Annotated in this window: 15 protein-coding genes; 4 read left to right on the top strand and 11 right to left on the bottom strand. The window is 48.1% G+C overall.

Annotated features, from left to right (window positions below; all coding sequences use genetic code 11):
• Together IDZ20_RS04970 and IDZ20_RS04965 are read left to right on the top strand one after the other, a co-directional pair.
• A complete protein-coding gene (locus IDZ20_RS04970; protein ID WP_188150412.1) occupies positions 1-1,014 on the top strand; it encodes an ABC transporter permease in 1,014 nt (337 codons plus the stop codon).
• A gap of 31 nt (positions 1,015-1,045) precedes the next feature.
• Positions 1,046-2,863, top strand: coding sequence for an ABC transporter ATP-binding protein (locus IDZ20_RS04965; protein WP_188150327.1), 1,818 nt, complete (start codon positions 1,046-1,048; stop codon positions 2,861-2,863).
• Between the two features lie 105 nt (positions 2,864-2,968).
• Here IDZ20_RS04965 and IDZ20_RS04960 read toward each other — a convergent pair whose 3' ends face one another.
• The 5 genes from IDZ20_RS04960 to IDZ20_RS04940 all read right to left on the bottom strand — a co-directional run bounded on the left by IDZ20_RS04960 (position 2,969) and on the right by IDZ20_RS04940 (position 8,211).
• Positions 2,969-3,328 carry an FHA domain-containing protein gene (locus IDZ20_RS04960; protein WP_188150326.1) on the bottom strand — a complete coding sequence of 120 codons (360 nt, stop codon included), beginning with the start codon at positions 3,326-3,328 and terminating at the stop codon, positions 2,969-2,971.
• 106 nt (positions 3,329-3,434) lie between these two features.
• Positions 3,435-5,873 carry a serine/threonine-protein kinase gene (locus IDZ20_RS04955; RefSeq protein WP_245792123.1) on the bottom strand — a complete coding sequence of 813 codons (2,439 nt, stop codon included), beginning with the start codon at positions 5,871-5,873 and terminating at the stop codon, positions 3,435-3,437.
• Between the two features lie 69 nt (positions 5,874-5,942).
• The gene (locus tag IDZ20_RS04950; RefSeq protein ID WP_188150325.1) at positions 5,943-6,299 is read right to left on the bottom strand and encodes an FHA domain-containing protein; all 357 of its coding nucleotides are present in this window, start codon (positions 6,297-6,299) and stop codon (positions 5,943-5,945) included.
• Between the two features lie 122 nt (positions 6,300-6,421).
• Positions 6,422-6,937 carry an STAS domain-containing protein gene (locus IDZ20_RS04945; RefSeq protein ID WP_188150324.1) on the bottom strand — a complete coding sequence of 172 codons (516 nt, stop codon included), beginning with the start codon at positions 6,935-6,937 and terminating at the stop codon, positions 6,422-6,424.
• Positions 6,934-8,211, bottom strand: a complete 1,278-nt coding sequence (locus tag IDZ20_RS04940) for a response regulator (RefSeq protein WP_188150323.1) — start codon at positions 8,209-8,211, stop codon at positions 6,934-6,936. The genes IDZ20_RS04945 and IDZ20_RS04940 overlap by 4 nt, the downstream gene beginning before the upstream one ends.
• Before the next feature lie 293 nt (positions 8,212-8,504).
• Here IDZ20_RS04940 and IDZ20_RS04935 point away from each other — a divergent pair, with 293 nt between their 5' ends.
• Entirely contained in the window at positions 8,505-8,819 is a 315-nt protein-coding gene (locus tag IDZ20_RS04935) for a PilZ domain-containing protein (protein WP_188150322.1), read from the top strand.
• A 45-nt stretch (positions 8,820-8,864) separates the two neighbouring features.
• Here the strand turns inward: IDZ20_RS04935 and IDZ20_RS04930 are convergent, their stop codons facing one another.
• The 4 genes from IDZ20_RS04930 to dnaE form a co-directional block, all read right to left on the bottom strand.
• Positions 8,865-9,641 carry an MlaA family lipoprotein gene (locus tag IDZ20_RS04930; RefSeq protein ID WP_245792121.1) on the bottom strand — a complete coding sequence of 259 codons (777 nt, stop codon included), beginning with the start codon at positions 9,639-9,641 and terminating at the stop codon, positions 8,865-8,867.
• A 194-nt stretch (positions 9,642-9,835) separates the two neighbouring features.
• On the bottom strand, positions 9,836-13,894 hold the full coding sequence (gene hrpA, locus IDZ20_RS04925) for an ATP-dependent RNA helicase HrpA (protein WP_188150321.1): 4,059 nt from the start codon (positions 13,892-13,894) through the stop codon (positions 9,836-9,838).
• 36 nt (positions 13,895-13,930) lie between these two features.
• The gene (accA, locus tag IDZ20_RS04920) at positions 13,931-14,884 is read right to left on the bottom strand and encodes an acetyl-CoA carboxylase carboxyl transferase subunit alpha (protein WP_188150320.1); all 954 of its coding nucleotides are present in this window, start codon (positions 14,882-14,884) and stop codon (positions 13,931-13,933) included.
• Between the two features lie 148 nt (positions 14,885-15,032).
• Positions 15,033-18,536, bottom strand: a complete 3,504-nt coding sequence (gene dnaE, locus IDZ20_RS04915; RefSeq protein ID WP_188150319.1) for a DNA polymerase III subunit alpha — start codon at positions 18,534-18,536, stop codon at positions 15,033-15,035.
• 199 nt (positions 18,537-18,735) lie between these two features.
• Between dnaE and IDZ20_RS04910 the strand changes: the two genes are divergently transcribed.
• Complete coding sequence (locus IDZ20_RS04910) at positions 18,736-20,241, top strand: tryptophan halogenase family protein (protein WP_188150318.1); 1,506 nt, start codon at positions 18,736-18,738, stop codon at positions 20,239-20,241.
• A gap of 129 nt (positions 20,242-20,370) precedes the next feature.
• On the opposite strand, the gene IDZ20_RS04905 is transcribed toward IDZ20_RS04910, so the two are convergent.
• Complete coding sequence (locus IDZ20_RS04905) at positions 20,371-21,861, bottom strand: tryptophan halogenase family protein (RefSeq protein WP_188150317.1); 1,491 nt, start codon at positions 21,859-21,861, stop codon at positions 20,371-20,373.
• A 98-nt stretch (positions 21,862-21,959) separates the two neighbouring features.
• Positions 21,960-24,974: a TonB-dependent receptor gene (locus tag IDZ20_RS04900; RefSeq protein ID WP_188150316.1), complete on the bottom strand. Its 3,015-nt coding sequence runs from the start codon at positions 24,972-24,974 to the stop codon at positions 21,960-21,962.
• Positions 24,975-25,556 lie beyond the last annotated feature (582 nt).

Genomic DNA, 25,556 nt, shown 5'->3' with positions numbered 1-25,556 from the left:
ATAAATAAATTTATTCATTTTCTGCAGGTATCTGGGCTGACATGGTTCGTGCCGCTAGTGCGCCTAGCGGCCGGTGAAGACCCAAAAGAGCAGTTAAAGCAGTTATGGATGGTGGTCGGTATTCCTATTGTTGCTTTTGTTGTATTTCTAGCGCTGTGGGGACAGCTCTCCAGTAAAGTTGTGACCAGCCTTGGAACCATTCCCGGCCCAGTAGAAGTCTACCATCAGGCCACCGGCCTTTGGGGCGACCACAAGGCTCAGCGCGAAAAACAAAATGCATTTTATGAGCGCCAAGAGAAACGCAATGAAAAATATGAACAACAAGGTAAGACAGACAAAATAAAATGGCGTGACTATACCGGATCACCCACCTATATCGATCAAATATGGACCAGTATTAAAACCGTCTTCATGGGTTTTTTTATCGCGACGATATTCGCCGTTCCTATAGGTATATTCTGCGGTCTTAGCACGACGTTTAGCGCCGCAATGAACCCAATCATTCAATTATTCAAACCGGTCTCTCCGCTGGCATGGCTACCCATTGTAACCATGGTGGTAAGTGCGACCTATGTAACGTCTGACGATTCGTGGTTTAGTAAATCTTTCTTAAACTCCGCCATTACCGTCACCTTGTGCTCGCTTTGGCCGACACTAATCAATACAGCGCTTGGCGTTGCTTCGATCGACAAAGATTTAATGAACGTGGGCAAAGTATTGCAACTAGGCTGGTTCACCAAAATTACCAAGCTGGTTTTACCCTCGTCTCTGCCACTGATTTTTACCGGATTAAGACTATCGCTGGGTGTTGGCTGGATGGTACTAATCGCCGCCGAAATGCTCGCACAAAACCCAGGCCTGGGGAAATTCGTCTGGGATGAATTCCAGAATGGCAGCTCCAACTCACTCGGCCGCATTATGGTTGCAGTGTTAACTATTGGCATTATTGGATTCTTGCTCGATCGCATTATGTTTACTTTGCAAAATCTATTTACATTCGGCGACAAACATTAATCGAGGAAGAAGTATTAATCGAGGAAGTAGCATGGCATTTCTAGAATTGAAAAATATGAGCAAGAGCTACGGTAACGGCGCCGATGTTACTGAAGTGTTAAAAGATTTAAATTTAAATATTGAAGACGGTGAATTTGTCGCCATTGTAGGTTTTTCCGGCAGTGGAAAAACCACGCTTATTTCGTCGATAGCGGGGTTAATCAGCCCAGACTCCGGCGAAGTTCTTTTCAAAGGAAAACCGGTGTCAGGGCCGAGTCCAGAACGCGGCATTGTTTTTCAAAGCTACTCGTTAATGCCCTGGCTCACGGTCTACGGCAATATTGCGCTAGCGGTAAACCAAGTATTTGGCAGCTGGTCAAGAAGTAAACGAGACGAGCATATTCGTCACTACATCGACATGGTGGGTTTATCGCACGCGGCCGACAGACGCCCAGCAGAACTCTCCGGCGGTATGCGTCAACGTGTTGCCGTGGCTCGCGCCTTAGCCATGCAACCCGAAGTAATTCTACTGGACGAGCCGCTGTCGGCGTTAGATGCGCTTACCCGCGCAAAACTACAAGACGAGATTGAAGAGATTTCGCAAATCGAAAAGAAAACCATCGTGCTGATTACCAACGATGTGGATGAAGCCATTTTGCTTGCCGATCGCGTTATTCCACTAAACCCTGGGCCACGCGCTAGTTTAGGCCCAGAATTCAAGATCAACATTTCACGACCACGTGAACGTACCGCCATGAATCACGATGCCGAATTTATACGTTTGCGCAAAGAAATCACCGAATATCTAATGAAAGTTGGCATGGCGGCAAGTAACGCCGACGACTCGCTCGATCTACCCGATTTAACACCAAATACCGCAGCACCAAAAGCGACGAATGCGACAGTTCCACAAGAACCAGCAGCAGAACTGCCAAACGACGCAGCCCGCGCTGCCGCCAAGGTACACACGGCACATCTCGATCGTTACGTAGAATTTTCACAGGTTACAAAAATTTATCCCACCCCCAAGGGGCCGCTAACGGTGGTTGACGGCTTTGACCTTAAACTTCGAAAAGGCGAATTTATTTCCCTAATCGGGCACTCTGGTTGTGGCAAGTCCACGGTGCTTTCGATGGTCGCTGGGCTGAATGAAATTAGTGGTGGCGGCGTTATTCTCGACGGCCGTGAAGTAACCGGAGCGGGGCCGGATCGCGGTGTGGTATTCCAGGCACCGAGTTTATTCCCATGGTTAACAGCGCGCGAAAATGTGCTGCTCGGCGTTGACAAGGTTTACCCTCATGGCAGCCGTAAAGAACGTAAAGAAATTGTTGAGTATTATCTTTCTCGCGTGGGGCTTTCCGATGCAATGGATAAAAAAGCCTGTGAACTTTCCAACGGCATGAAGCAACGCGTTGGTATTGCCCGCGCCTTTGCATTATCACCAAAACTACTTTTACTCGACGAGCCCTTCGGCATGCTCGATTCGCTTACCCGCTGGGAACTACAAGAAGTGTTAATGGAGGTATGGAAGCGAACGCAAGTTACCGCAATCTGTGTAACCCACGACGTTGACGAAGCGATTCTACTCGCTGACCGTGTGGTAATGATGTCAAACGGGCCCAACGCAAAAGTTGGCAAGATTATGGAAGTAAACTTACCGCGCCCGCGCACGCGCAAACAGCTACTCAAACACCCCGACTATTACCGTTACCGCGAACAGTTATTAACCTTTTTGGAGGAGTATGAAGGCGGTGATCCAGATCCTGACGAAACTGAAACAACGATTGAGCCTGCGACGATTGTCGATATGGATGGCAAGCCGATAACAGCCGTTAATAGCGAAGATAGACAAGAAGCCGTCGTTAGCTAAAGGCGTTAAGCGAAAACAAATATCGCTCTACGGATATTTGTTTTCGCTTTTTATCATTGCTTTTAGTTTTAGGTAAAGAAAAATAACACTAGTATTACGCGGCGACTAAAGGGTTTTATTCAACATGTGGACCGTTGCTTCCAAGTCGGCTTCACTGTCGTTGATAAACTTAAATTTGTTCCAGCCGAAACGAATAATGTCATTGTGGTGGAGAAGTTTACGACTTGTCACCGGTAGATCGTTGATAAAAGAACCGTTGGTACTCTGGTTATCTTCCAGAAAAAATTCAAAGTACTCCGGGAAGTCGGGGTTGGGTTGCTGAATAATATAGGCATGAAGGGAGCTAATTGCGCTGTCATCAATAACAATATCATTACTAGGGCGTCGGCCCAGCGTTGTCGAGGCGGCCTTAATATCAAATTTATGGACAACAACATCATCAACCAGCTGAGCGAGAATAGCCACGGGATAAACCTCTTATCGGTTAAGGTTACTAACCTTTAATTTTTTTGTTGGTGTGAGCCTGAGTGCCGGTGCGCTTTACTAAAGCCCCGCCACAAAAACCACACCACTATACATAACCCAAGCGCCGAGCTTCCTGCACAAAATCACGTTTTATCGCTTTCTTAATTGCCGCAGCTAAATCAGCAGCGGTTTCATATCGATCGTCCGGATCTTTTTGTAAACATTGATTGGTAATCCGCGAAGCACTACTCGGTAGCTCCTTCCGCAGGCTGCGCACGCCCTTGTGTTTGCCGTGAATAATGTCGTAGCTCAAACTTGCCAAACTATCGCCATTGAATGGCAACCGACCCGTCAGCAATTGATAAAAGGTAACGCCAAGACTAAACACATCGGCAGCCGCCTGAACTCTGCGGCCTAACAATTGCTCGGGCGCCATATACAAAGGGCTTCCCAAAATCTCACCCGTGCTTGTGCGCGAATTGTCCACCAATCTAGCGATGCCGAAATCGGTGACTTTGAGTTGATAAGGCGATGGGTTGTAGATGATGTTGCCGGGTTTAATATCACGATGCACTATGTGGTTGCTATGTGCATATTCTAACGCGGAGGCAACATCGGCAATAATCCGATACACCTCAAATACCGGCAGTAGATTTTTTTCGTCTACAAAAGCATTGAGTGCTTTACCTTCGACGTAGTCCATCGCGATATAGGCCAAATCCGCGTCATCACCGACATCAAACACCGATACAATATTCGGATGATTAAGCCGCCCCGCCGCTTCCGCCTCACGAAAAAATCGCGCTTTTATATCCGCGATATCGCCCTGCTGAAACTGCCGGTAGTTAAGCGTTTTGATCGCTACCTGACGCGCAATCCTCGGATCAAAACCAAGGTAAACAATTCCAGTGGAGCCACGCCCTAGCTCGTCTTTAAGCTCGTAGCGGCCAAGTGCGGGCCGCACCAGCGCGGCGCGATCAATAACCTGAGTAGCATCAACCTCGGGATCAGTATCACGCCCAGCGGCGATACGCATAGCCGCCAAGGCTTCAATCTTTTCTTTGCAGTCACGAAAACTTTTGCGCCGCAGCAATATGGATTGGAAGGTCGCTATTGCGCGCGGGTAGTCTTGTTGCTCGGCTAACTTGCCTGCTACACGGTAGATTTGCGCGAGCACCTCGTCAGTGGCGCTGCAGGGCAACAAGCACTGGTAGGCTGCATCTAAGTCGCCCTTATCAATAAACATCGCCGCTTGGTCGATGGCAGAGCTATCGGCTCGAGTCACCACTTCGCGCCAAACACGCTGCTTAAGTTGAAATATACAGATGAGCACAAACCCAAGCCAAAGCCAAAACAAGGCAAGTGACATGGGCAACCAGATGCCATGAGTAGCAGCAGACACGACTTCGCCAACTAGCAAGACAAAACTTACCAGTAAGCAGATTAGTCCTGCCACCACAAAGCTGAAGCGCGGTACGACAAAGACCAGCAGTAGTGTTATCAGCAATATCACCAGCGCTTGTGAAAAGGGCTGCCACCAAGGCTTTGCTGCGGTGCGCTCCATCAGCAAACTGAATAGTGTTGCGGCTAACGCCTCGGCATCCTCATCATTCTCGCGAGCGATTAAGACAAGGTCACTGAAAGCACCACTGGCAAGCGCTTCATCTAACGACATGCGGTTGATACGCGGCGCCATCCGAGCGCTGGCGAGATTGTAGACCAGATAGTCTCCAGTGGTGGATGCACGCAAACGATTCGCACCGAGCTGCACCCCACCATCGGCTAGCCAACTTAATGCCGGCTGACCTTTTGCCTGATATAACAGCCTCAGTAAAAACCCGCTAAACACCGAATCGCCGTCAGACACCACTAGTCTGTGCTGGAAATTATGAGGATTCGCTATGGTGTAGTGATCTAGTACAGGACGGGGAGATTCAATACCGCTCAACATCGCTGATTGCGGGGCCGCAGGTGGAGCTATCACGCGCCGCACCCAAACGGGGATATCACCAAGCTCACCCCCTTGGCTTTGTAACGGCGTTAATGCCTGCTGAAGATTGCCCTTAACCCCCAAAACAACACGGTCATTGCGCAAAATCTCTTGGATGAGGTTTTTCCGGCTAACCAGCTCGCGGGCCTGCTGGTCTTGTGGCGATACGGAACCATTCGACTCGGCCGCTACCGCCATAGATTCGAGCAGAACATCGGCGGGACCATACTCTAGCGGCAACGGCTTATACAAAACCAAACCTATGGTCGACTGCGAACTCAACAAAATATTCGACAACAAGGCACCCAGAGTGCCGGCTTGATAGAGGTCAGACTGCCAAAGGTCGTAATCGCTCTGTGGAACTTGAATCAAGCCAATATCAGAAGTCCCACGGGGCTTGCCCACCAAATAGCTACTAGCGACGAACAAACCGCGGTCGACACCGCTCAACCATTGCGGTGCGGCGCCACTAAGCGCTATCGCCACACCCACCACTAATACCCAGTAACGCAGGCTTACGCGGGCGAGGATATCGGCTAGTTTCGCTACAGGCATGAGCTCTCGCATAGATTGATTTACTGGCTTGGAATTCCAGCGACGATTAAAGGTAAACCACAGCAGGGACTACTCGGTGTAATAGACGCCCGGAATCCAGCTCTTTTTAATTTTTAAGGTTTTATCCAAATCACTGGGAAGCGCCTTAGTAAACTCTAGATCGTGAGTCCCTATCGAGACGCGCTCGCCCTCGACTAAGTTAACAACACCCACTCGCTTGCCGCGCACAAATACACCATTGGTGCTATTTAGATCTTCGAGAATCCATCCCTCGGCGGTATTGCTAACACGCGCATGCTGCGCGCTAACGGTAGGATCATCGACAAGAATCGCGCAATCGCCCGCACTGCGGCCAATTAAGCAGGATTCTTGTAGTTCGTATACGTTGATGGTGGTGCCATTCAAGCTCTGACGCAAATAAGGCATGTCGCTGCCGTCCCATTGATTCCAAACAGCGTGCTAGGCTACCAGCAGTAAAGTCGAATTGGTATTGGACTAACTGAGAAACGCGTCATGATTCACACGACAAAGGAGGTAAGTTAGCGGGGTTAACGGCAAGGCTTCTGCTCACCTTCGAGTGCTGCTACCAGTTCTTTAAAGGTGTTGTGATTGGTGGAATTAAGCTCCATTAAGGTGCGATGAGCGTCGAGCACACTGTTATGCACCTGACTCTCGTCGACGATATTTTCATCCAAAGCGGTAGCACTTTCGGTATCGACAATAGGCATCTCTAGCGCATCGGCACTCTCGACAATATAAAAAATATCTTCAAAACCCATAGAAGCCAGCAAGCGGGTGATATTAGGGTTACTCGATACTACATAGGGAGCGTCAAACTCCATAGCACGGCCGCGAATGGAAATCTTGGCCATCAACCCCAAGGTAGTGCTGTCGATAGCCACCGCATCGCACAAATCAAAAATTACAGCGCAGAAATCTGGCGCGGCAAACATGTGTTCAATAAATTCATCGAACGACAAGCAGAGCGTGAGACGCACATCCCCTTCCATTTTTATGACAAATACACCTTTGTGATCAGCCACTTTTATTTGTCCAGAGCTCATACTTCTCCCGTTGACTCTAGGTCTAACTTTGTTGACGCTGCGGCACGAAAACTCGCAGACGATATACTCAATATAGCAATATCATCAGGAGCGGTATCAAGATTTAACAATTTTAATCGCGCGTTCACCTTTTGTAGTGAATTAGGACGATCTTCCGCAGTGCCAGTGTGTATTTGTGGCGCGGATTCTGCCACAAATGAGTCGAGCAAGTACTGCTCTTTTTCGATTAACCCTGGCGGTGGTAAAACTTCTAATACACCATCAGAAAAAATCGTGAGGCTGAAGTTTTGCGGCAGCTGCACAACACTTACCGGCCAATCACCATCTTCAAAAATGCCCAATGGCTTACCTTTACCCTGTAAGTATTCAACACGGCTGCCCGACACCAACACCGGCAGCGGTAGGTGGCCGGCAACCACATAGCGCATCTCCAATGTGTGTATATCGATAACGCCGACAAAACAAGTCATGTGACAACCAATACCCGCGTGAATAATTTCTCGGTTAATTAATTTGAGTAGGGTTCCCGCGTCGCGCCGGAAAGACTCCTCCGAACGAAAAATACTCTGCTCGCGAAAACAGCGTTGCACCAACTGTTTTAACCATACAGTAACAAACGCTGGCGCGGCGCCGTGGCCAGACACATCGGTAAGGTAAAAGGCGAAATACCGGTCGACCTGTAAAGCGTAGTCAATAAAGTCGCCGCTGAGGTAAAGAGAAGGGATGATTTGGTAATCAATATGTAAAGGTCCGCAGACCTTTGGCGCACGAGGTAACAGTTTTGACTGAACTCGACGCCCAGCTTGCTGGTCGCGCTCTAGCAGCTGAACATACTCCTCGAGTTCTTTGTTGGCACGCTCTAACTGATCTCGATAAAGCTGATTCTCGGCGCGCAAAATATTCCGCTCCAAGCCTCTGCCAATGGCGTGAACCAAAACCTCCATATCGACAAGGGGTTTGACCAGATAATCAGCTGCACCGTGGCGCAACGCCTCAACAACATCGCGCACAACCCCCATCCCCGAGATAACAATCACGGGTATATCAGGCATTTGTTGCTTAATAAGTTTGAGTAAACTGAGGCCGTCGAGCTCGGGCATGCAGAGGTCGGTAACAACAAGGTCTACGTGATTTGATTGCAGCCACGCCAAACCCTCTTTTGCTACGCCAAACTGGGTAACATCAAAGCCGCTGTCCTCTAGATAGGCAGCGATACTTTTACGTACGATGGTATCGTCATCAATTACCAACAACTGGCGACGGACTTCAACCATTTGAGATCCTTGCTTACTTTAGATTTTTTTATTGGGATACGGTCGAAAGGATTGTCTACACTACTCTCATAAATGACCCCGTGCAAGCTACCCAAAAGGGCAATTTTAGGGTAAATTTGCACACTAAACGTACAGGTCGGCCAGATTTCACACTGGGTTCTTACGGTAACCTGTCAAGCTCACAACACCAATAGAAAACGCAGTGAAAACGGCTTAAAAGCACCAAAAAACACCGAAGAAGAAGCAACCGTACTATAAAAACAGCCTTGATAAAAATTAGGAAGGAACTACATATGAGCCTAGCCAGTCGAGATTATCAGGAAAAGCGTAATTTCATCCGTATGAAGGTCGATACCCCTGTATCGATGCAGGTTCAAAGCGGTAGTGATAGCTATGAGGGTATTTGTCGTGACTTAAGCGGCGGCGGCCTGCTGGTGGAACTAGACACCGCGCTGCCAATGGGAACAGAAGTAGAAGTGACCATAGCTTCCAGCCACGGCCATAACCCAATGCTAAAGGCAAAAGCCGTAGTTAGCCGAGTCGAATCTCATCCCGACGCTAGCGCCCAGCCCTGCCTGTTAGGCATGGAAATTACCGAAGTGCTCTAGTCGCAACCGCGTTGTAACCAAACGTCGACAACGGCGAGGTGTTTGCTAAAAATCGAACGCCTCGTCCTCGCTCCCCTCAAAATCGCCGCCAAAATCATCTTCGACAACACCGTCTTTGATTAAATACTCTCGACGCTGACGATAGGCATTACGCATAAAGCTATATTCATCGCCAGAAATCAACTTCTCAGCATCCAATAAGTTCGCACGAAGATTAACGAACTTTAGCGCCGTCAAACCATAGATTATCTGGCGATCATCTACAAAACTAACAGGATTGGCTAACGGATCGACGACCCAGTCGACCGGTGTGGCAAGGCTCGAAGTAATAGTATTTGGCCCCAAAAAGGGCAGAACTAAATACGGCCCCTGAGGCACGCCCCAAACCGCGAGGGTTTGACCAAAGTCTTCACCATCAGAGCGATTCAAGCCCACTTTACCGGCAATATCAAAAAAGCCAGCGAGACCGATGGTAGAATTCAGTAAAAACCGCCCCGTATCATTACCGGCTTGCTTCCACTTCCACTGCAGCAGATCGTTTACAACATTGTTCACTTCACCCAAATTACCGAAGAAATTACCAATCCCCGACTCGATAGGGTCGGGAGTAATCCAGGTATAGCCAACCGCAAGTGGTCTTAATAGATAGCGATCTAAGGTTTTGTTAAAGCTAAAGATGACTCGATTAAACGACTCGAAGCGATCATAGTTGTCGCTATCGAGGCTCGAATCGTAGCCTTGATCTGGGGCGGAATCTGATACTTGCGGATTACTCGCACACCCGGTAACGAAAAACAGCGATAAAACTAGTGAGGAAAACAACGCTATTCTACGCAGACGCCCAAAGAGGGAGCCACGACAGCGACGGGAAAATAGCGGTACAGCTAACGATGAGATCACAAGGCTTAACTCGGTCAGTAATTTGGCGATTATTTTAGCGGTAGCTGGGTAGTCTAAACAGTAAAAATTGCAAAGTCTTACATATTAACCGCTATTTGCGGCGGCAATTATGCACTTTACAAGCTGGACCACAGCTTATTTAGACGTTTGTCGGAAACGGGCTTTAATGTTTTCAAAGTTTGCGCAAATACTGACACACGCAATTCTTCAATCATCCAGCGGTATTCCTGCCATGCAGCACTATTTTGGTAGGCTAGGAAACCGTCTTTTTGTAGCTTGTCACTGTGGCGCTGGCGATGATCGCTCAAACTACTAATCTGGGCTCGATCGCGCTGAGGGTTTTGCGGCGCCTTTTCTAAGCGCAATAGAATTGCATTCAGGTAACGCGGGTAGTGCTGTAAATATTCCCACGGTGTTACAAACATAAAGCCCGGCGTAAACAAGTCGTTCATCTGTTGCTGAATGTCCGCAAACGTAAACGCCAGCATCAACGCATTTTTATTGGTTTTCATAGTTTTCTTAATTTCGACCACTAAAGCTAACACATTTTGCAGCAGATCTTCATAACGGTGCGCCGTGGCGACAATTTCGGCGCGTCCCGCATCAATGCACTGCTGAAAATGTTGTTCCGACGATATCCGTAACTGCCTGTCGGGGAAACACTCATCCGCAATAGCCGCCAGTAAAATGTCGTCAATAACCTGTTCGCGCTTCCCAAGGTCCAGTAGCGCCAGTCCCAAATCTTTACCTTTTAACAATTGTTTAGCCAAATACTTTCGTGTTTGTCCGAGATTTAATAGCGCTAACCTGACCGTACCGGCATAGCTCAACAACTGCGCTTCTTGCGGATTATCCAGCACAGTTAAGCTAACCGAACCCTGCTTATCGATCAACGCCGGATAGCCCTTCACTTTTACACCCTGACGTTTCATTTCGACTTGCTCAGGTAGCGCGTCAAAATCCCACGCCGTAATGTCGTCGCGATCAAAACTGTTGTGTGCGTCCTGTAAACTTTGCCGAACGTGTTCGCGGTAACGTTCACGTAGATGAGACAAATTTCGATGGCGGTCAATTACCTGCTCGTCGGCATCGACCACCTGAATATTCATGAGGTAAAAATCGGGCAACTCAATTTGCAACCAATCGTCTGCCGTTACTTCGATGTTGTACAACCGCTGTAACTCAGTCGCCAACGCTTCCGTAAGCGCTAACTTTGACGGGCTGATACGCGCAAGCAAACGATCGACCGTTTGCGGCACTGGCACCAACTGTTTACGTAGATGTTTCGGCAAGCCTTTTAACAGGGCAATGCACTTGTCTCGCAAAAGCCCGGGGACAAGCCACTCTAAGCGCCCTTCAGCGATCATATGTAAATAGTCGACCGGCACTCGTACACTTACACCATCATCGCTATGGCCCGGCTCAAAATGATAACTAAGCGGTAGCGTTACTCCATCCAACTCTATTTGGTCGGGGAACTGAGCTTCGCTAACATGCTCAGCATCATTCAGCATTAAATTCTGCTGTTGCAGTTTTAAAATAGCGGGATCGGTTTGTTCAGCCTGCTTGCGCCAATGTTCGAAGCCCGCGAGATTGACAATTTCGCCGGGAATAACTTCACAATAGAATTGAAAAACAACTTCCTCGTCGACCAAAATATCGCGGCGTCGAGATTTATTTTCCAAGTCTTGTAAGGTTTCGATAAGCGCGCGATTGTAAAGCCAAAAATGTGAGCTCGGTGATTCTAAAATCGCGGCTTGGCTATTAGCTTCAGGGTTCGACGCCGTTACACTGTTTGTCGGTTCGAGCAGAAGTTTTTGCACAGTTTTATGTTTACTGTAACCGCCTTCTACAAGCGCCGCTCTAATAAAAATTTCGCGCGCCTGTTTATGATCGACTTTACTGTAGCCGACACGTTTCTTTTCTTGCAACACTAAACCGAACAAGGTTATTCGATCGTAGGCCATAACCTGCCCGCTGCGGCTATCGTAATAGGGCTCGTAATAGTGGTGTTTCAATAAATGTTCAGCGCTGTCGAGCACCCAATTCGGTTCGATCGCCGCCACACAGTGAGAGAAGAGTTGCGAGGTTTCAAGAAACTCGGCCGCAACTAACCACTTAGGCTTCTTCTTAGTTTGCGAAGAGCCGGGAAATATCTGAAATTTTCGATTGCGCGTGCCGCTATAATCCTGCTGACCTCGGGCTACTGTACTTGGCTTTTTACGCGTATCGTTATCGTCAGCAGACTTGCCATCCTCGTTCTTCAAACCAATATTGGACAACAAGCCGCCCAATAGAGCCCGATGAATTCCGTCGTAATCCGCCGCCTGTGAATTCTCTTTAAAGCCCAAACCTTTCACTGCCAAGCGCAGCTGGTGGTGCAGGTCGCGCCATTCTCGCAAACGCATAAAGTTGATAAATTCTTTGCTGCACAATTTTCTCAGCTGATTTTGGGTGAGCTCTTGACGCTGTTCTTCACAGTAGTTCCACAGATTGATATAAGCGATAAAGTCGGATCGTTCATCCCAAAATCGCCGATGTTTTTCGTCAGAAGCCTGACGCTTATCAGCAGGACGTTCGCGCGGGTCTTGCAAACTCAAAGCTGAGATTATGATAAGCATCTCTTTCACACAACCGTGGCGAACACTATCCAGCACGACTCGACCAAAGCGCGGATCGACCGGCAATTTTTGTAGCTGATAGCCAATATCGGTCACTCGCCCGGTTTTGTTTACCGCGCGCAATTCTTCCAGCAGCTTAAAGCCGTCATTAATCATGCGATTATCGGGGCGATCAACAAACGGGAATTTACGGACATCACCGATTTTTAAATGCAGCATCTGTAAAATAACCGCCGCGAGATTAGTGCGCAATATTTCTGCATCAGTGAACGCTGGTCGACTATTGAAATCCTCTTCGCTATAGAGGCGAATACAAATACCTTCGCTGACTCGACCACAGCGCCCCATACGCTGATTTGCACTAGCCTGTGAAATCGCTTCAATCGGCAAACGCTGTACCTTGGTGCGTACGCTGTAACGACTAATACGGGCAGTACCGGGGTCGATCACATAGCGAATTCCCGGAACCGTAAGCGATGTTTCGGCAACGTTAGTGGCCAAAACTACACGCCGCCCTCGGTGGGGTTTAAAGACTTTTGTTTGCTCCGCCAAACTTAACCGCGCATACAAGGGCAAAATATCGAGGTTAGCAATACCGGCTTTTTTTATCGCGTGGGAGGTTTCACGAATTTCGCGCTCGCCGCTTAAAAATACCAAGATGTCACCACCCTGTTGCGGCGCAATTTGCAGCAGCTCTTGCAGCGCATCAACAATCGCATCGCTCGCGTCCTCGAACTCATTGTCCCAAGGGCGATAATGCACTTCCACGGGAAAGGTACGCCCAGAAACTTCTAGCACTGGGGCTTTATCAAAGTGCTGCGAGAACTTTTCTAAATCAATGGTAGCGGAGGTGACAATTAACTTTAATTCCGGCCGCTTTTTTAACAGACCTTTTAAATAGCCCAATAAAAAGTCGATATTGAGACTGCGCTCGTGGGCCTCATCGATTATTAGCGTGTCGTATTTCAGCAGCATTGGATCCTGCTGAATCTCGGCCAATAAAATACCGTCGGTCATTAATTTTATACGCGTGCTTTCGTCGGTGTTATCCGAAAATCGCACTTGATAACCAACGGTGGTGCCAAGCTCTACATTTAATTCTTCAGCAATGCGGCTGGCGACTGTACTAGCGGCGATACGACGCGGCTGGGTGTGGCCGATCAAACCGCGCACGCCGCGTCCTAGCTGTAAACATATTTTAGGGATTTGAGTCGTTTTGCCCGAGCCCGTTTCTCCGGCGAGAATGAGTACCTGATACTGACTTATCAGCTTTTCAATTTCGTCGCGCTTGGCACTTATTGGAAGATTGTTATCGTATTTAATAGTCGGCATTACGCTGCGCGAGGCAACCCGCTGACGCGCCTGCTCAACAACCTGTTCGAGCTTGATAAGTTTTTTGTCGTAGGGCTGATTGTTGTTCTGACGACGCAAAATGTCGTCGCGCAAACGGGTAATGTTTGCGAGATCGAGATAGGCCAGCGTTTGTTTTAACTCTGACCATTCGTTTACTGAAGATGAGTTACCGCTGGCGAGTATTTCTGACAATACCGCCATGATATTTATGATCCACTAGGTAGGTTTATACGCTGATTAAGCTGGATTACCGTAAGACATCAAACGCTGATAGCGCTTCGCTAACAAGCTGTCGATATCTTGACTGGTCAATTCATCCAACTGCGCGGACAAGCGCTCTTTTAGCTTTGCCGCCATTGCATCCATATCGCGGTGGGCGCCACCTAAAGGCTCTTCGATGGTTTCGTCGATAATGCCCAGCTCTTCCAAGATTGTGGAGGTAACCCCCATCGCTTCGGCGGCCAGTGGTGCTTTATCCACGGTTTTCCAAATGATATTGGCACAACCTTCTGGGGAGATCACAAAATAGGTGGAGTACTGCAGCATATTAAGATGGTCGCCAACACCAATTGCCAGAGCACCGCCAGACGAACCTTCGCCAATAACGGTACAGATAATCGGCGTGCGCAAACGCGACATGACGGCTAAATTCTGTGCAATTGACTCGCTGATACCGCGCTCTTCACTGTCGATACCTGGGTAGGCCCCAGGAGTATCAATAAGTGTTAGCACCGGCAACTTAAAGCGCTCGGCCATTTCCATAAGACGTAACGCCTTGCGGTAGCCTTCTGGCTTGGGCATACCAAAGTTACGGTAAACCTTATCTTTAACCGAGCGGCCTTTTTCTTCGCCAATGACCATCACTGAACGGCCATCCAAACGGCCAATGCCGGCAATAATCGCCTTATCATCACCAAAGTGACGGTCGCCGTGGAGCTCATCCCAATCATCAAAAAGACGGGGGATATAATCAGCGGTATAGGGGCGTTGCGGGTGGCGGGCGACTTGAACTACCTGCCAAGGGCTAAGGTTGGAGTAGATACCCTCAGTCAACTTGACGCTTTTTTCTCGCAATCGCTCAATTTCGTCGCTGATATTTAGGTCGTTATCCGTTCCGACAAGTTGCAACTCTTCAATTTTGCCTTCGAGAATGGCGATCGGCTGCTCGAAATTTAGGTAATTCAAATTCATGTTTTGTCTAACCTTTGACGACGAATCGACTTATTAGTACGCTGGTGTTGCGACTCAGCCAAGTATTTAGCTAAGTTTTACGCCACTTTTTTAATCCAGCCTTTTTAGGGTGCGCAAGTTTACCACCACCCGCCTATCCCCGAAAGTATCAGTGCCGATAAACCAGCTCAACACTTTTCGGGCCGTACAGAGTGCGCAGGCTTTCCATAAGCGCGTCAGTTGGTCGTACACACCAGCTTTGATCAAAGCGATATTCGCCAACGATATTAGCCTTGTGGTACTTCACCATTACCTGACATTTCCCGTCGCGATGTTCTTGTAATGTTTCTCGCAACTGCCGCTCGAAGTTAAGCGGTAGAGAATCCGCACTCAAATTTAACTTTATGCCCGCAACATTAGCCTCGCGAGCCTCGGTAAGATCAGTAACCTTGTCGATGCGCATCTTCAAACCGCCGCTGTATTCATCGACGCTGACCTGCCCTTCCACAACTAACATCGCATCTTTAACGATTTTGTCGCGAAATTCGTTGTATGTGTCCGCAAAAACGGCACATTCTATACGCCCAGTACGGTCATCCAAGGTAATAAACGCCATAGTGTCGCCACGTTTAGTTTTCATCACTCGAAAGGCCACCACCAAACCGGCGACAGTTTGCTTGCCTTTCTCTGCTCTCAGGTCCGCAATACGAGCCGAAACAAGGTGATTGAGCTCTTTGTGGTATTCATCTATTGGATGGCCGGTTAAATAAAGCCCCAGGGTTTCCTTCTCGCCGTTTAAACGCTCTTTCATATTCCAGCGTCGTACCCGCTGGAACTCTTGATAGACGGAACTGCCATCGTCAGCGGACGGCACTACCTCTCCAAACAGGTCAGCAATACCAGCGCTGGCGTTGGCACTTTTTTGCTCTGCGGCTTTCACCGCTTCGGGGATTGCATGAAACATGACCGCGCGATCGTAGTCGATGTCTACACCAGGGCCAATACTGTCACAAGCACCGCTGCGCACTAAGGCTTCCAGCGCACGCTTATTGGTCTTACGGGGGTCGATACGAGAGCAAAAATCAAACAAATCTTGAAACGGGCCATCTTTGCGCGCCTCAAGAATACTTTCAACCGGCCCTTCACCAAGACCTTTAATGGCACCCAAGCCATAAATAATGTTGTTTTCGGAATCGACCGTAAACTGAAAATCACCGCTATTTACATCCGGCGGCAGGAGATTTAACTCCATGTTACGGCACTCTTCGATGAAGGTTACGACCTTATCGGTTTTATCCATATCGGCCGACATAGTTGCCGCTAAGAAGTGTGCGGGATAGTGCGCTTTTAACCATGCCGTTTGGTAAGACACTAACGCATAGGCTGCAGAGTGTGACTTGTTAAAACCGTAGCCGGCAAACTTTTCCACAAGGTCGAAAATCTTGGTGGCGAGATCGGGGTCAACGCCTTTGCTGGCGGCCCCTTCGGCGAAAATCGAACGCTGTTTGGCCATCTCCTCCGGTTTTTTCTTACCCATTGCACGGCGTAGCAAGTCGGCGCCGCCGAGGGTATAGCCCGCTAGTTCCTGAGCGATTTGCATCACCTGTTCCTGATAGACGATTACGCCGTAGGTAGGTTCAAGAATAGGTTTCAATAACTCGTGCTGGTATTTTGCGTCAGGATAAGCCACCTGCGCACGGCCGTGCTTCCGGTTGATAAAGTCGTCAACCATGCCCGATTGCAGTGGCCCAGGGCGGAACAGCGCCACCAAGGCGATCATATCTTCAAGGTTATCTGGCGAGAGACGCTTAATAAGGTCTTTCATACCCCGCGATTCCAGCTGGAATACAGCGGTCGTTTCGGCGCGCTTTAACATCGCAAAGGTCGGCGCGTCGAGCAGATCGATCTCGGCGATATCCAATGGCGCATCGCCAAGCGGAATCCGCTGGGCGTCGATCATCTTAACCGCCCAATCAATAATGGTAAGGGTACGCAGGCCGAGGAAGTCGAACTTAACCAAGCCTGCGTCTTCAACGTCACCTTTATCGAATTGGGTGACCAATCCCGAGCCAGTTTCATCGCAGTACAGTGGCGCGAAATCGGTCAGCTTGGTTGGCGCAATTACCACACCACCGGCGTGCTTGCCTACGTTACGGGTAATGCCTTCGAGCTGTAGGGCCATATCCCAAATTTCTTGGCCATCACTGTCGAATTCCAAGAATTCCCGCAACACCTCTTCTTGCTCAAAGGCCTTCGACAAGGTCATGCCGACGTCGGCTGGAATCATCTTGGAAAGCTTATCGGCCAAACCGTAGGACTTACCCTGCACACGCGCTACATCACGCACTACCGCCTTAGCAGCCATAGTGCCGAAGGTGATAATTTGCGATACCGCATCGCGGCCGTAGTTATCAGCAACATAGCTAATGACCTTGTCGCGATCTTCCATGCAGAAGTCGACGTCGAAATCCGGCATCGAAACTCGCTCTGGGTTGAGGAAACGTTCGAACAGTAGGTCGTAAAGCAGTGGGTCGAGATCGGTAATCTTCAGCACGTAGGCGACCAGCGACCCAGCACCCGAACCACGTCCCGGTCCAACCGGTATCTTGTGATCCTTAGCCCACTGGATAAAGTCCATCACGATCAAAAAGTAGCCGGGGAAGCCCATCTGAATAATAATATCCAGCTCGAATTTCAGCCTGTCATCATATTCTTTACGTGCTTCAAGGTAGTTAGGGTCGGCAGGATCCAAGATCCGCTTTAAACGATCATTCAATCCTTCGTTACAGATTTTGCGAAAGAAGTCGTTTTCAGTCAGCCCATCGGGAATGGGGTATTCAGGCAAAAAGTATTTGCCTAACTGAATATTCAGATTGCAGCGCTTGGCGATCTCTACGGTATTTTCAATCGCTTCAGGTATATCGGAAAACAGCTCGCACATCTCTGCTGCCGAGCGGAAATACTGTTCGTCGCTATAACGCCGTTCACGCCGCGGATCGTCGAGCACACGCCCCTCGCCGATACAGACACGCGCTTCGTGTACGCCGTACTGGTCGCTATCAAGGAAGCGCACATCGTTGGTCGCCACAACAGGGCACTGAAACTCAGCCGCCATAGCGACCGCCGCATGCAGGTGACGCTCGTCGTTTTCTCGTCCGGTACGATGAATTTCAACATAAAATCGATTCGGATAGAGACTCATCCACTCCTCGAGTGACGCCCGAGCTTCGGGTTGTTTGTTGCCCAGTAATAGCTGCCCCAACTCTCCGAACTTAGCACCAGATAGCGCTATAACCCCTTCGGCGTGTTCCGCCAACCAGCTTTTCAATAGGTAGGGTTCGCCGTGCTTTTGCCCTTCTTGATACGATCTTGAAATCAACTGGGTAATATTGCGATAGCCGCGCTCATTCATGGCTAGCAGGGTAAATAACGGCGGCTGTAGATCACTGTCGTCCACCAGCAGCCGAAAATCACATCCACAGATCGGCTTTACACCCGCCCCTTGTACCGCCTTATAGAACTTGAGAAGGCCAAAAAAGTTGTGGAAGTCAGTAATCGCGCAAGCTGGCATACGCTGTTCGACTAGGCGCCCCGCCAGTTTTTTAACGCGAATAATACTATCTTGAAGCGAAAACTCGGTGCGCACCCGAAGATGCACAAATTGCTGAAGCATAGAAAAACCATGTCTAAATGAAGGGCAAAAAGAAAATCTACCAAAAGGGGAGTAAAACTAACAGCACGCAATACAAGTATCAATAGCCGTAAACAACCAATCACATCCGCAAGCAGGACCCCAAACTCCCCAGATCTATAGACATACAAGGGTGCCAAGTTTATCCTTCCTCACCTAAAAATAAGGTAGGCAGTAGCATATGACACAAGCAATTCAATCAATCGTTATCGTTGGTGGCGGCACTGCGGGATGGATGGCTGCTGCTGCGTTGTCACATTTCTTACGCAAACGCCAAGTAGCGATACATCTAATCGAATCGCCGGACATCGGAACCATTGGTGTAGGAGAGGCTACGCTGCCGGGCATCAGAGATTTCAACTTAGCGCTTGGTATAGACGAAATTGATTTCATCAAAGAAACACAGGCCACCTTCAAGCTCGGTATCGAATTTGTCGGATGGAAGAATCAGCAAAGTGATTTTTTTCATCCGTTTTCAAATTATGGTCAATCTATGTACGGCGCTGACTTCTATCAGGTTTGGCAACATTTAAGAAAACAAAATAAAGTAGAGGAATTAAGTCACTACTGCCTTTCTACCATGCTTGCAACACAAGGTCGTTTCGCTCAACCGCGTGAAAACCCGCAAACGCCCCTTGCCGAATATAATTATGCGTTTCACTTTGACGCCTCGCTATACGCCAATTACTTACGTAAATATGCGGTAAAAAATGGCGTGATTCGACATGAAAAAACAGTAACCCAAGTAACTCAAACCGATACTGGCTTTATCGCAGGTGTTACGTTCAACGACGCAACATCGCTAACTGGCGATCTGTTTATCGACTGCTCAGGTATTCGTGGCTTACTCATTGAAGAAACCCTTCAAACCGGATTTGAAGATTGGAGCCATTGGCTACCCGTTAACAGTGCTGCCGCGGTGCAAAGTAAATCGGCAGCGCCACCTACACCCTACACAAAATCTATTGCAATGGAATCAGGCTGGCGATGGCGCATTCCACTGCAGCATAGAGTTGGCAATGGCTACGTATATTGCGATGATTTCATCTCCGACATCGACGCCAAGCAACACCTATTGGACAGCCTCGATGGCCAAGCCCTCAGTGAGCCTCGCACGATAAAATTCAAAACAGGACGGCGTAATCAGTTTTGGCATAAAAACTGTATCGCGGTCGGACTTTCCAGTGGATTTTTAGAGCCATTGGAGTCGACAAGTATCTCGTTAATCCAAACAGCGATTAGCAAATTGATTATGTTTTTCCCAGACAAGTCTTTTAACCAAACGGATATCGATGAAGCCAACCGTCAGGCTAGCCTCGAAATGGAACATATTCGAGACTTTATACTTCTGCACTATAAGCTGTCAGAACGTACCGACACTGAGTTTTGGCGCCACATTCAATCTATCAAAATGCCAGCGTCACTTGAACACAAAATTAATGTCTTTAAACGACGTGGATATATTGTTGAGCACGAAGGTGAATCATTTAAATCAGCAAGTTGGATTAGCATGTACAACGGTTTTGACGTAATGCCCAATGAAAGCCAGATTAAGCTGGATCATCTAGATATGCCGCAACTAGAACAGCAACTAAAACAAATGGCGACGCTAATCCAGAAAGGTGCAACTGCAGCGCCGCTGCATCAAGAGTTTATAAGCCGACACTGTAGTGCGCCAGAGAAATAATCTGGCTATATTTATAGCTCAGTATTTCGCGCCCCCGAGCATCTCCGATAGCCCACAGCTTAATTCAGTGCTGGACTATCGGAATAAAATACCAGTCTCATACCTTTTCAAATAACCACTAATAAACGTTTAAATTTTAGTAAGGAACTCGGCGTGTGTAGGTGCTTGAGCGACGGAATCAGCAACCGATTTACGCATCTGGTCGAATACATTTTTAAGATAGTCAATACCAAAACTATCAACCATCGTATCGTAACCCGTAGGCTGAACATTATTGCCGGTATAAATAGCTAACCAGCTAGGCAGTTGAAATATCTCATAAGGTGACTTAACCAAATGCCCTCGTTTTTCAAACAATCTATTTTTGTACGCTAAGGTTTCTGGGATATCCATAGACTCGCAATGACGCCAAAAGTCCGTGTCCCCACGACGATTCGCCTTGTAGTGGTATATCACAAAATCTCGCACGCGTTCATATTCCATTTTTGTTCGATCATTGAACTCGGCAATCACGTCTTTATCAAACGTCTGGTCAGGGAAAAACAAGCGAATTTTTTGTATCGCAAGCTCAATCAACGCAATACTTGTCGACTCTAATGGTTCTAAAAACCCACTGGAAAGTCCGACCGCGATACAGTTTTTATTCCAAGCTTGAACCCGCCGTCCCGGCGTGAATTTGAAGGACTTTGGCTCAGATATCGGGCTGCCCTTTACATTATCTAAAAGAATCTGTGTAGCTTCGTCATCACTCATATGTGTACTGCTATAGACATGTCCATTGCCATCACGATGTTGCAACGGGATCTGCCAGCGCCAGCCGGCACCTTCCGCTGCAGAAATGGTATAAGGTAGTGGCTCAGAAGCAGACTCACTTTGAACTGCAACAGCGCGGTCGCACAGTAACCACTCGGACCAATCTTCATAGCCTGTTTTCAAAGCCCCTTCAATTAGTAGCGCTTGAAAACCAGAGCAATCTATAAACAATTCACCAGAAACAACACCCTCATTCTCAAGTTCGAGCGTGTCGATAAAACCATCATTCTCGCGTAAATTTACGTTGGTTATTTTGTCATCGATTAGGGTTACGCCCCGCTCTAGAGAATACTCTTTTAACATCTTGGCAAATAACCCAGCATCAAAATGCAGTGCCCAATCAAACACCGACATTGGTGATGGTGGATTCTTCGCTGGAAATGTGAATTTTCCATTTTTAGCTAGCATGACACCGAGAGAAAACTCGCTCAATTCGCCTTCGTAGCCATGCTGGCGCATTTTGTTCCAATAGTGATGAAAGTTCACACCATTTACACTTTGCCCGTACTGTGCAAAGGGGTGAAAGAATGAATGATTCGGCTTAAACCAATTTTGAAATTCTATACCAAGCTTAAACGTAGCATTGGTTGCCTTCATAACGTCTTGGTCTTTCATTCCAAGAGCGCCATAAAACTCTCGTATCGTAGGAATCGTCGCTTCACCAACACCAACGCTCCCTATATCAGAAGACTCTACAACGGTGATCGACACGTCAGACTTAGCGAGGAATTTAATCAGGTATGCGGCAGTCATCCAGCCTGCTGTACCGCCTCCTACTATCACGACTTTTTTAACTAAATTGTTCATGACGAAGATCTCATATCTTAAATTACAGACAAAAAAAACCGCCCCACCAGCAAACACCAGTGAGGCGGTTTTATTAACTTAACCTTTCGGCCAAATTATTAGAAGCGCATACGAGCACCAAGCGTGAAGCGTGGCTCATAAACGTTTTGAGCCATGTGCTGACCGTCCCACTGCAAGTAGTACTCTTCAGACTCACCCGTAATGTTAGATGCGTTCAAGTAGGTAGTAACGCTATCCGTTACGTCCCAGCTGATGTTCGCATCGATGTAGCTGGTAGGTGCTTGATACTGAACCAAGTTACCTACGCGTACACCGGTGTAACGATCTGAACGGTAGTTATAAGCAATACGAGCCTGAATAACATCGTTGTCGAACCAAAAGCCGAGGTTGGCCTGAGTATCAGATACATCGATAAACGGAGGGTGGTTCCCTTCCACATCAAGAGCTGAAGACTCTGACTCAACCAAAGTTAAGTTAGCATCGATACCAAAAGGCTGATCTTCGAATGCGTATTTAGCACCCAATTCAATACCCTTCAAACTACCACCGTCGCCGTTAATTTGCTTAGATGTCTCAACAGCTTGGTTACGAACAACACCATCCAAGTCTGGGAATGGCTCGTAAACAGTAACGCCCTCAGGGAAGCTGTCGACTTGTATGCGGAAAATACCGGCGGTCAACATACTACCTGGAGCCAAATACCATTCAGCAGTGGCTTCGATAGTAGACGAGCGCCAAGGATCTAGCTCTGGGTTACCGTCATAGCTGATAGTTGTAACGCGCTGAATACCGTTATCTAAGGCATAGTTGGTTACCAGTGAACGCCCCCACTGATCTAAATTCAACGGCACCATGTTTTCAGAGTATGCACCACGAATCTTAACATCGTCGCTTACATCCCAAGCCACGTTAAGCGCAGGAAGCACGTCTTGGAAGTTACGTACAGACAACTTGTCCCCAGTATCAGCCGGAGCCATACCATACGAACGTGAACCTCCACGAGTGTTCTGCTTAACGGTTAGCTCAGTATCAACAACGCGAAGGCCGAAGTTACCGGTAACAGGGCCGGCTTCAAAGTTAGCCTGAACGTAGCCACTCTTATCACCGAGCTTAACTTCATAAGAGGCACCGGGATCAACGCTCTTAATGTAGTTGCCGTAGAAAGTCGTATGGAACTCTTCTACATTGTCTAGCGCCTTAGGATCCACGGTCCAAACCGCAGGTAAACCTTTAACGTTTCCGAAATCAGTAACGGCAATTGTTGGGTAGTCACTTTGAGCAGCATAACCAATCGCGACCCAAGGAACCCAAGTAGATTCGCCGTCAGCAGTAACAATTTCACCAACCTGACAGTCTTCACGGAAGATCACATCGGTAGCCTTCCAGCGAGCCTGACAGCCTTCCGGGTTAGGAGTCCCGTCAGAGGTTACGCCGCCAGCGCCTTCGTAGAAGTTAGATACACCGTGCCATACGTCGTTGCTTGCATACTTTTCGCTCAAGCGATAGCCAACGTCAACACTGGTAATGAAGCTATCTTCAAACTCATAGCTCACGTCTGCACGCATAACGTTTAGCTTTCCGTCACGATCGTAGTTGTTTTCGGAGCTAATCGCAGCAACGTTGTACGAGTTTGGATCAGCAATAAAATCGCCCAACGTACGAGTACCGGCCGCTACGTTATAGGTACCATCAGCAGCCTGGTTGTCAGCGCCACCTAAAACTGGAGGCGTGTTGAACCCAGTCCAAACTGGATCGCTACCGGAATGATCAATGGTGAACTGAGAAAGGCCTTGGAAACCATTCGGGTTAGGGTTAACCCACTCACCAGGAATACGGTTACCCAATACTGGATCAGTCCAAACGTTAGAGTTAGTAGGGCCGCCATCCATCAAATCGCCTTGGAAATAGTTATTACGATTTTGCTGATTAGCTGCTCCACGAACAACACGGAAACTTGCTGTTAAAGGGCCTTCATTATCGTAGTTAAGCTCTACGTTAAGGTCCCGAGAAGTTGAGAAGAACTCGTTAACTTCTGAGTAAGACTGCAAACGACGAGAAATATAGTCGATCGAATCGTAGGTATTGATACCATCTACACCCGTATCAACTGAATTATTTACCGCGAAATCGTTAAATGAGCAGCAGTTTGCCCACTTCGTTTCCGCAACCAAACCTGTAGAACGGTTCCATTCATCTTGCTTGGTGTAGAAGTAATCTGCCACCAACTCAAAACCCTCGCCCAAATCTAACTGGAAGGAAACATTGGCGCCATTACGCTCACGCTCTGTAAACTTGTTATATACAACCCAACCTTCTGGCGCATAGAAAGACTCGCCGCCAACGTCATCGTTATCACCCAAGAACGTACCGCCATAAGGGTCGCCCTGACCAGCGCCTTCGGAAACCATACCGTCAGAACCACCGTCAGTACCGTATTGTTTACCTTCATAGTAGTTTGCTAGGTCAGCTTGTGAGCTTGTGAACGCCGCTAGAACACCGAAACGCTCACCTTTAAAGTTAAACAGGCCATTTACACTTGGGTTTACTTCTTGACTATCAGTCCCGTAACCGGCTTCAACGGCAGCAACGCCAGTAAAACCTTCGTCAAAATCAAATGGACGACGAGTCTTTAGGTTTACAGTACCGGAAAGGCCGGAGGCTAGTAAGCTTGCTGTTGGCGACTTAATTACATCCGCACCTTTGAATAGCTGCGAAGGAATATCACCAAAGTTAGGCTGGAAGTCAGTAATAGAGTTGGCGCCTAAGTAGGATTCACCGTTCAGCTGAGTCGAAACCTGAGGTAAGCCACGGATGTTAACCGCTCCGCCTTCACCAGCGGAACGACGAATCTGGATACCAGGTATACGCTGTAAAGAATCTGATATGGTGACATCAGGAAGCTTACCAATATCTTCAGCAGTAATAGAGTCTACAACAGACGCGGCATTGCGCTTGCTATTTACTGATGATTCGATAGATGCGCGAATCCCTTTTACAATTACTTCTTCTTCTACTTGATCCTGCGCCGCGGCAACACCAGCAACAGCAAGTAAGCAAGAAGAGATACTAGTCGCTAGCAATTTCTTCTTAAATAGGAAAGGATTGGCTCCCATAGGTTTTCTCCTCAGCAGTTAAGCTTTTATTGTTTTAAAAACGCGCAGAAACACAGGCTATCTGTGTGTACCACGAGTATTTATCTTTCTTTGCGATCACCTACCAAACAAATTATTTATTCAATAGCCGATTACGCGGAAATATGGTCAATTTTTATGGTATCTACTAAGCGTGTATGTAGCTGTTGGCTAAACGTTTTATTATTCGATTTAAGCTGAACAACAGACGCACTTATTGGTCGCATACACTATTACATTAATTTTAAAAGTGCAACTGTGACGGAAGGCCATATAAGGGATTTCATCGCCTTACCCCCAGCGGCTTTCGAGCAGATCTGAGGCCGTGGACGGACGTTTACTCTTCGACGCCAGATTCAACACTGGGAGAAGAGGGAAAGGCGCAGGCGCTTAAGCGCGATGAAGAGTGAATAGACGCGCTCCGCGCCCGATATTAGGCGAGCGAGCTACCAGAGAACAAACACCTCCTCCGAATACTGCTAGCGCAACCTCCCCCCCCATTACGGCATCCGCAAATAGCCAAGGCCGAGCTGCCGCCAAATTCCAGACAAAGAAAAACCCCAG

Origin of the sequence: Teredinibacter waterburyi (genome assembly GCF_001922985.1) — a bacterium.
Taxonomy (GTDB): Bacteria; Pseudomonadota; Gammaproteobacteria; order Pseudomonadales; family Cellvibrionaceae; genus Teredinibacter; species Teredinibacter waterburyi.
This window is presented reverse-complemented; position numbering and strand designations above follow the sequence as displayed.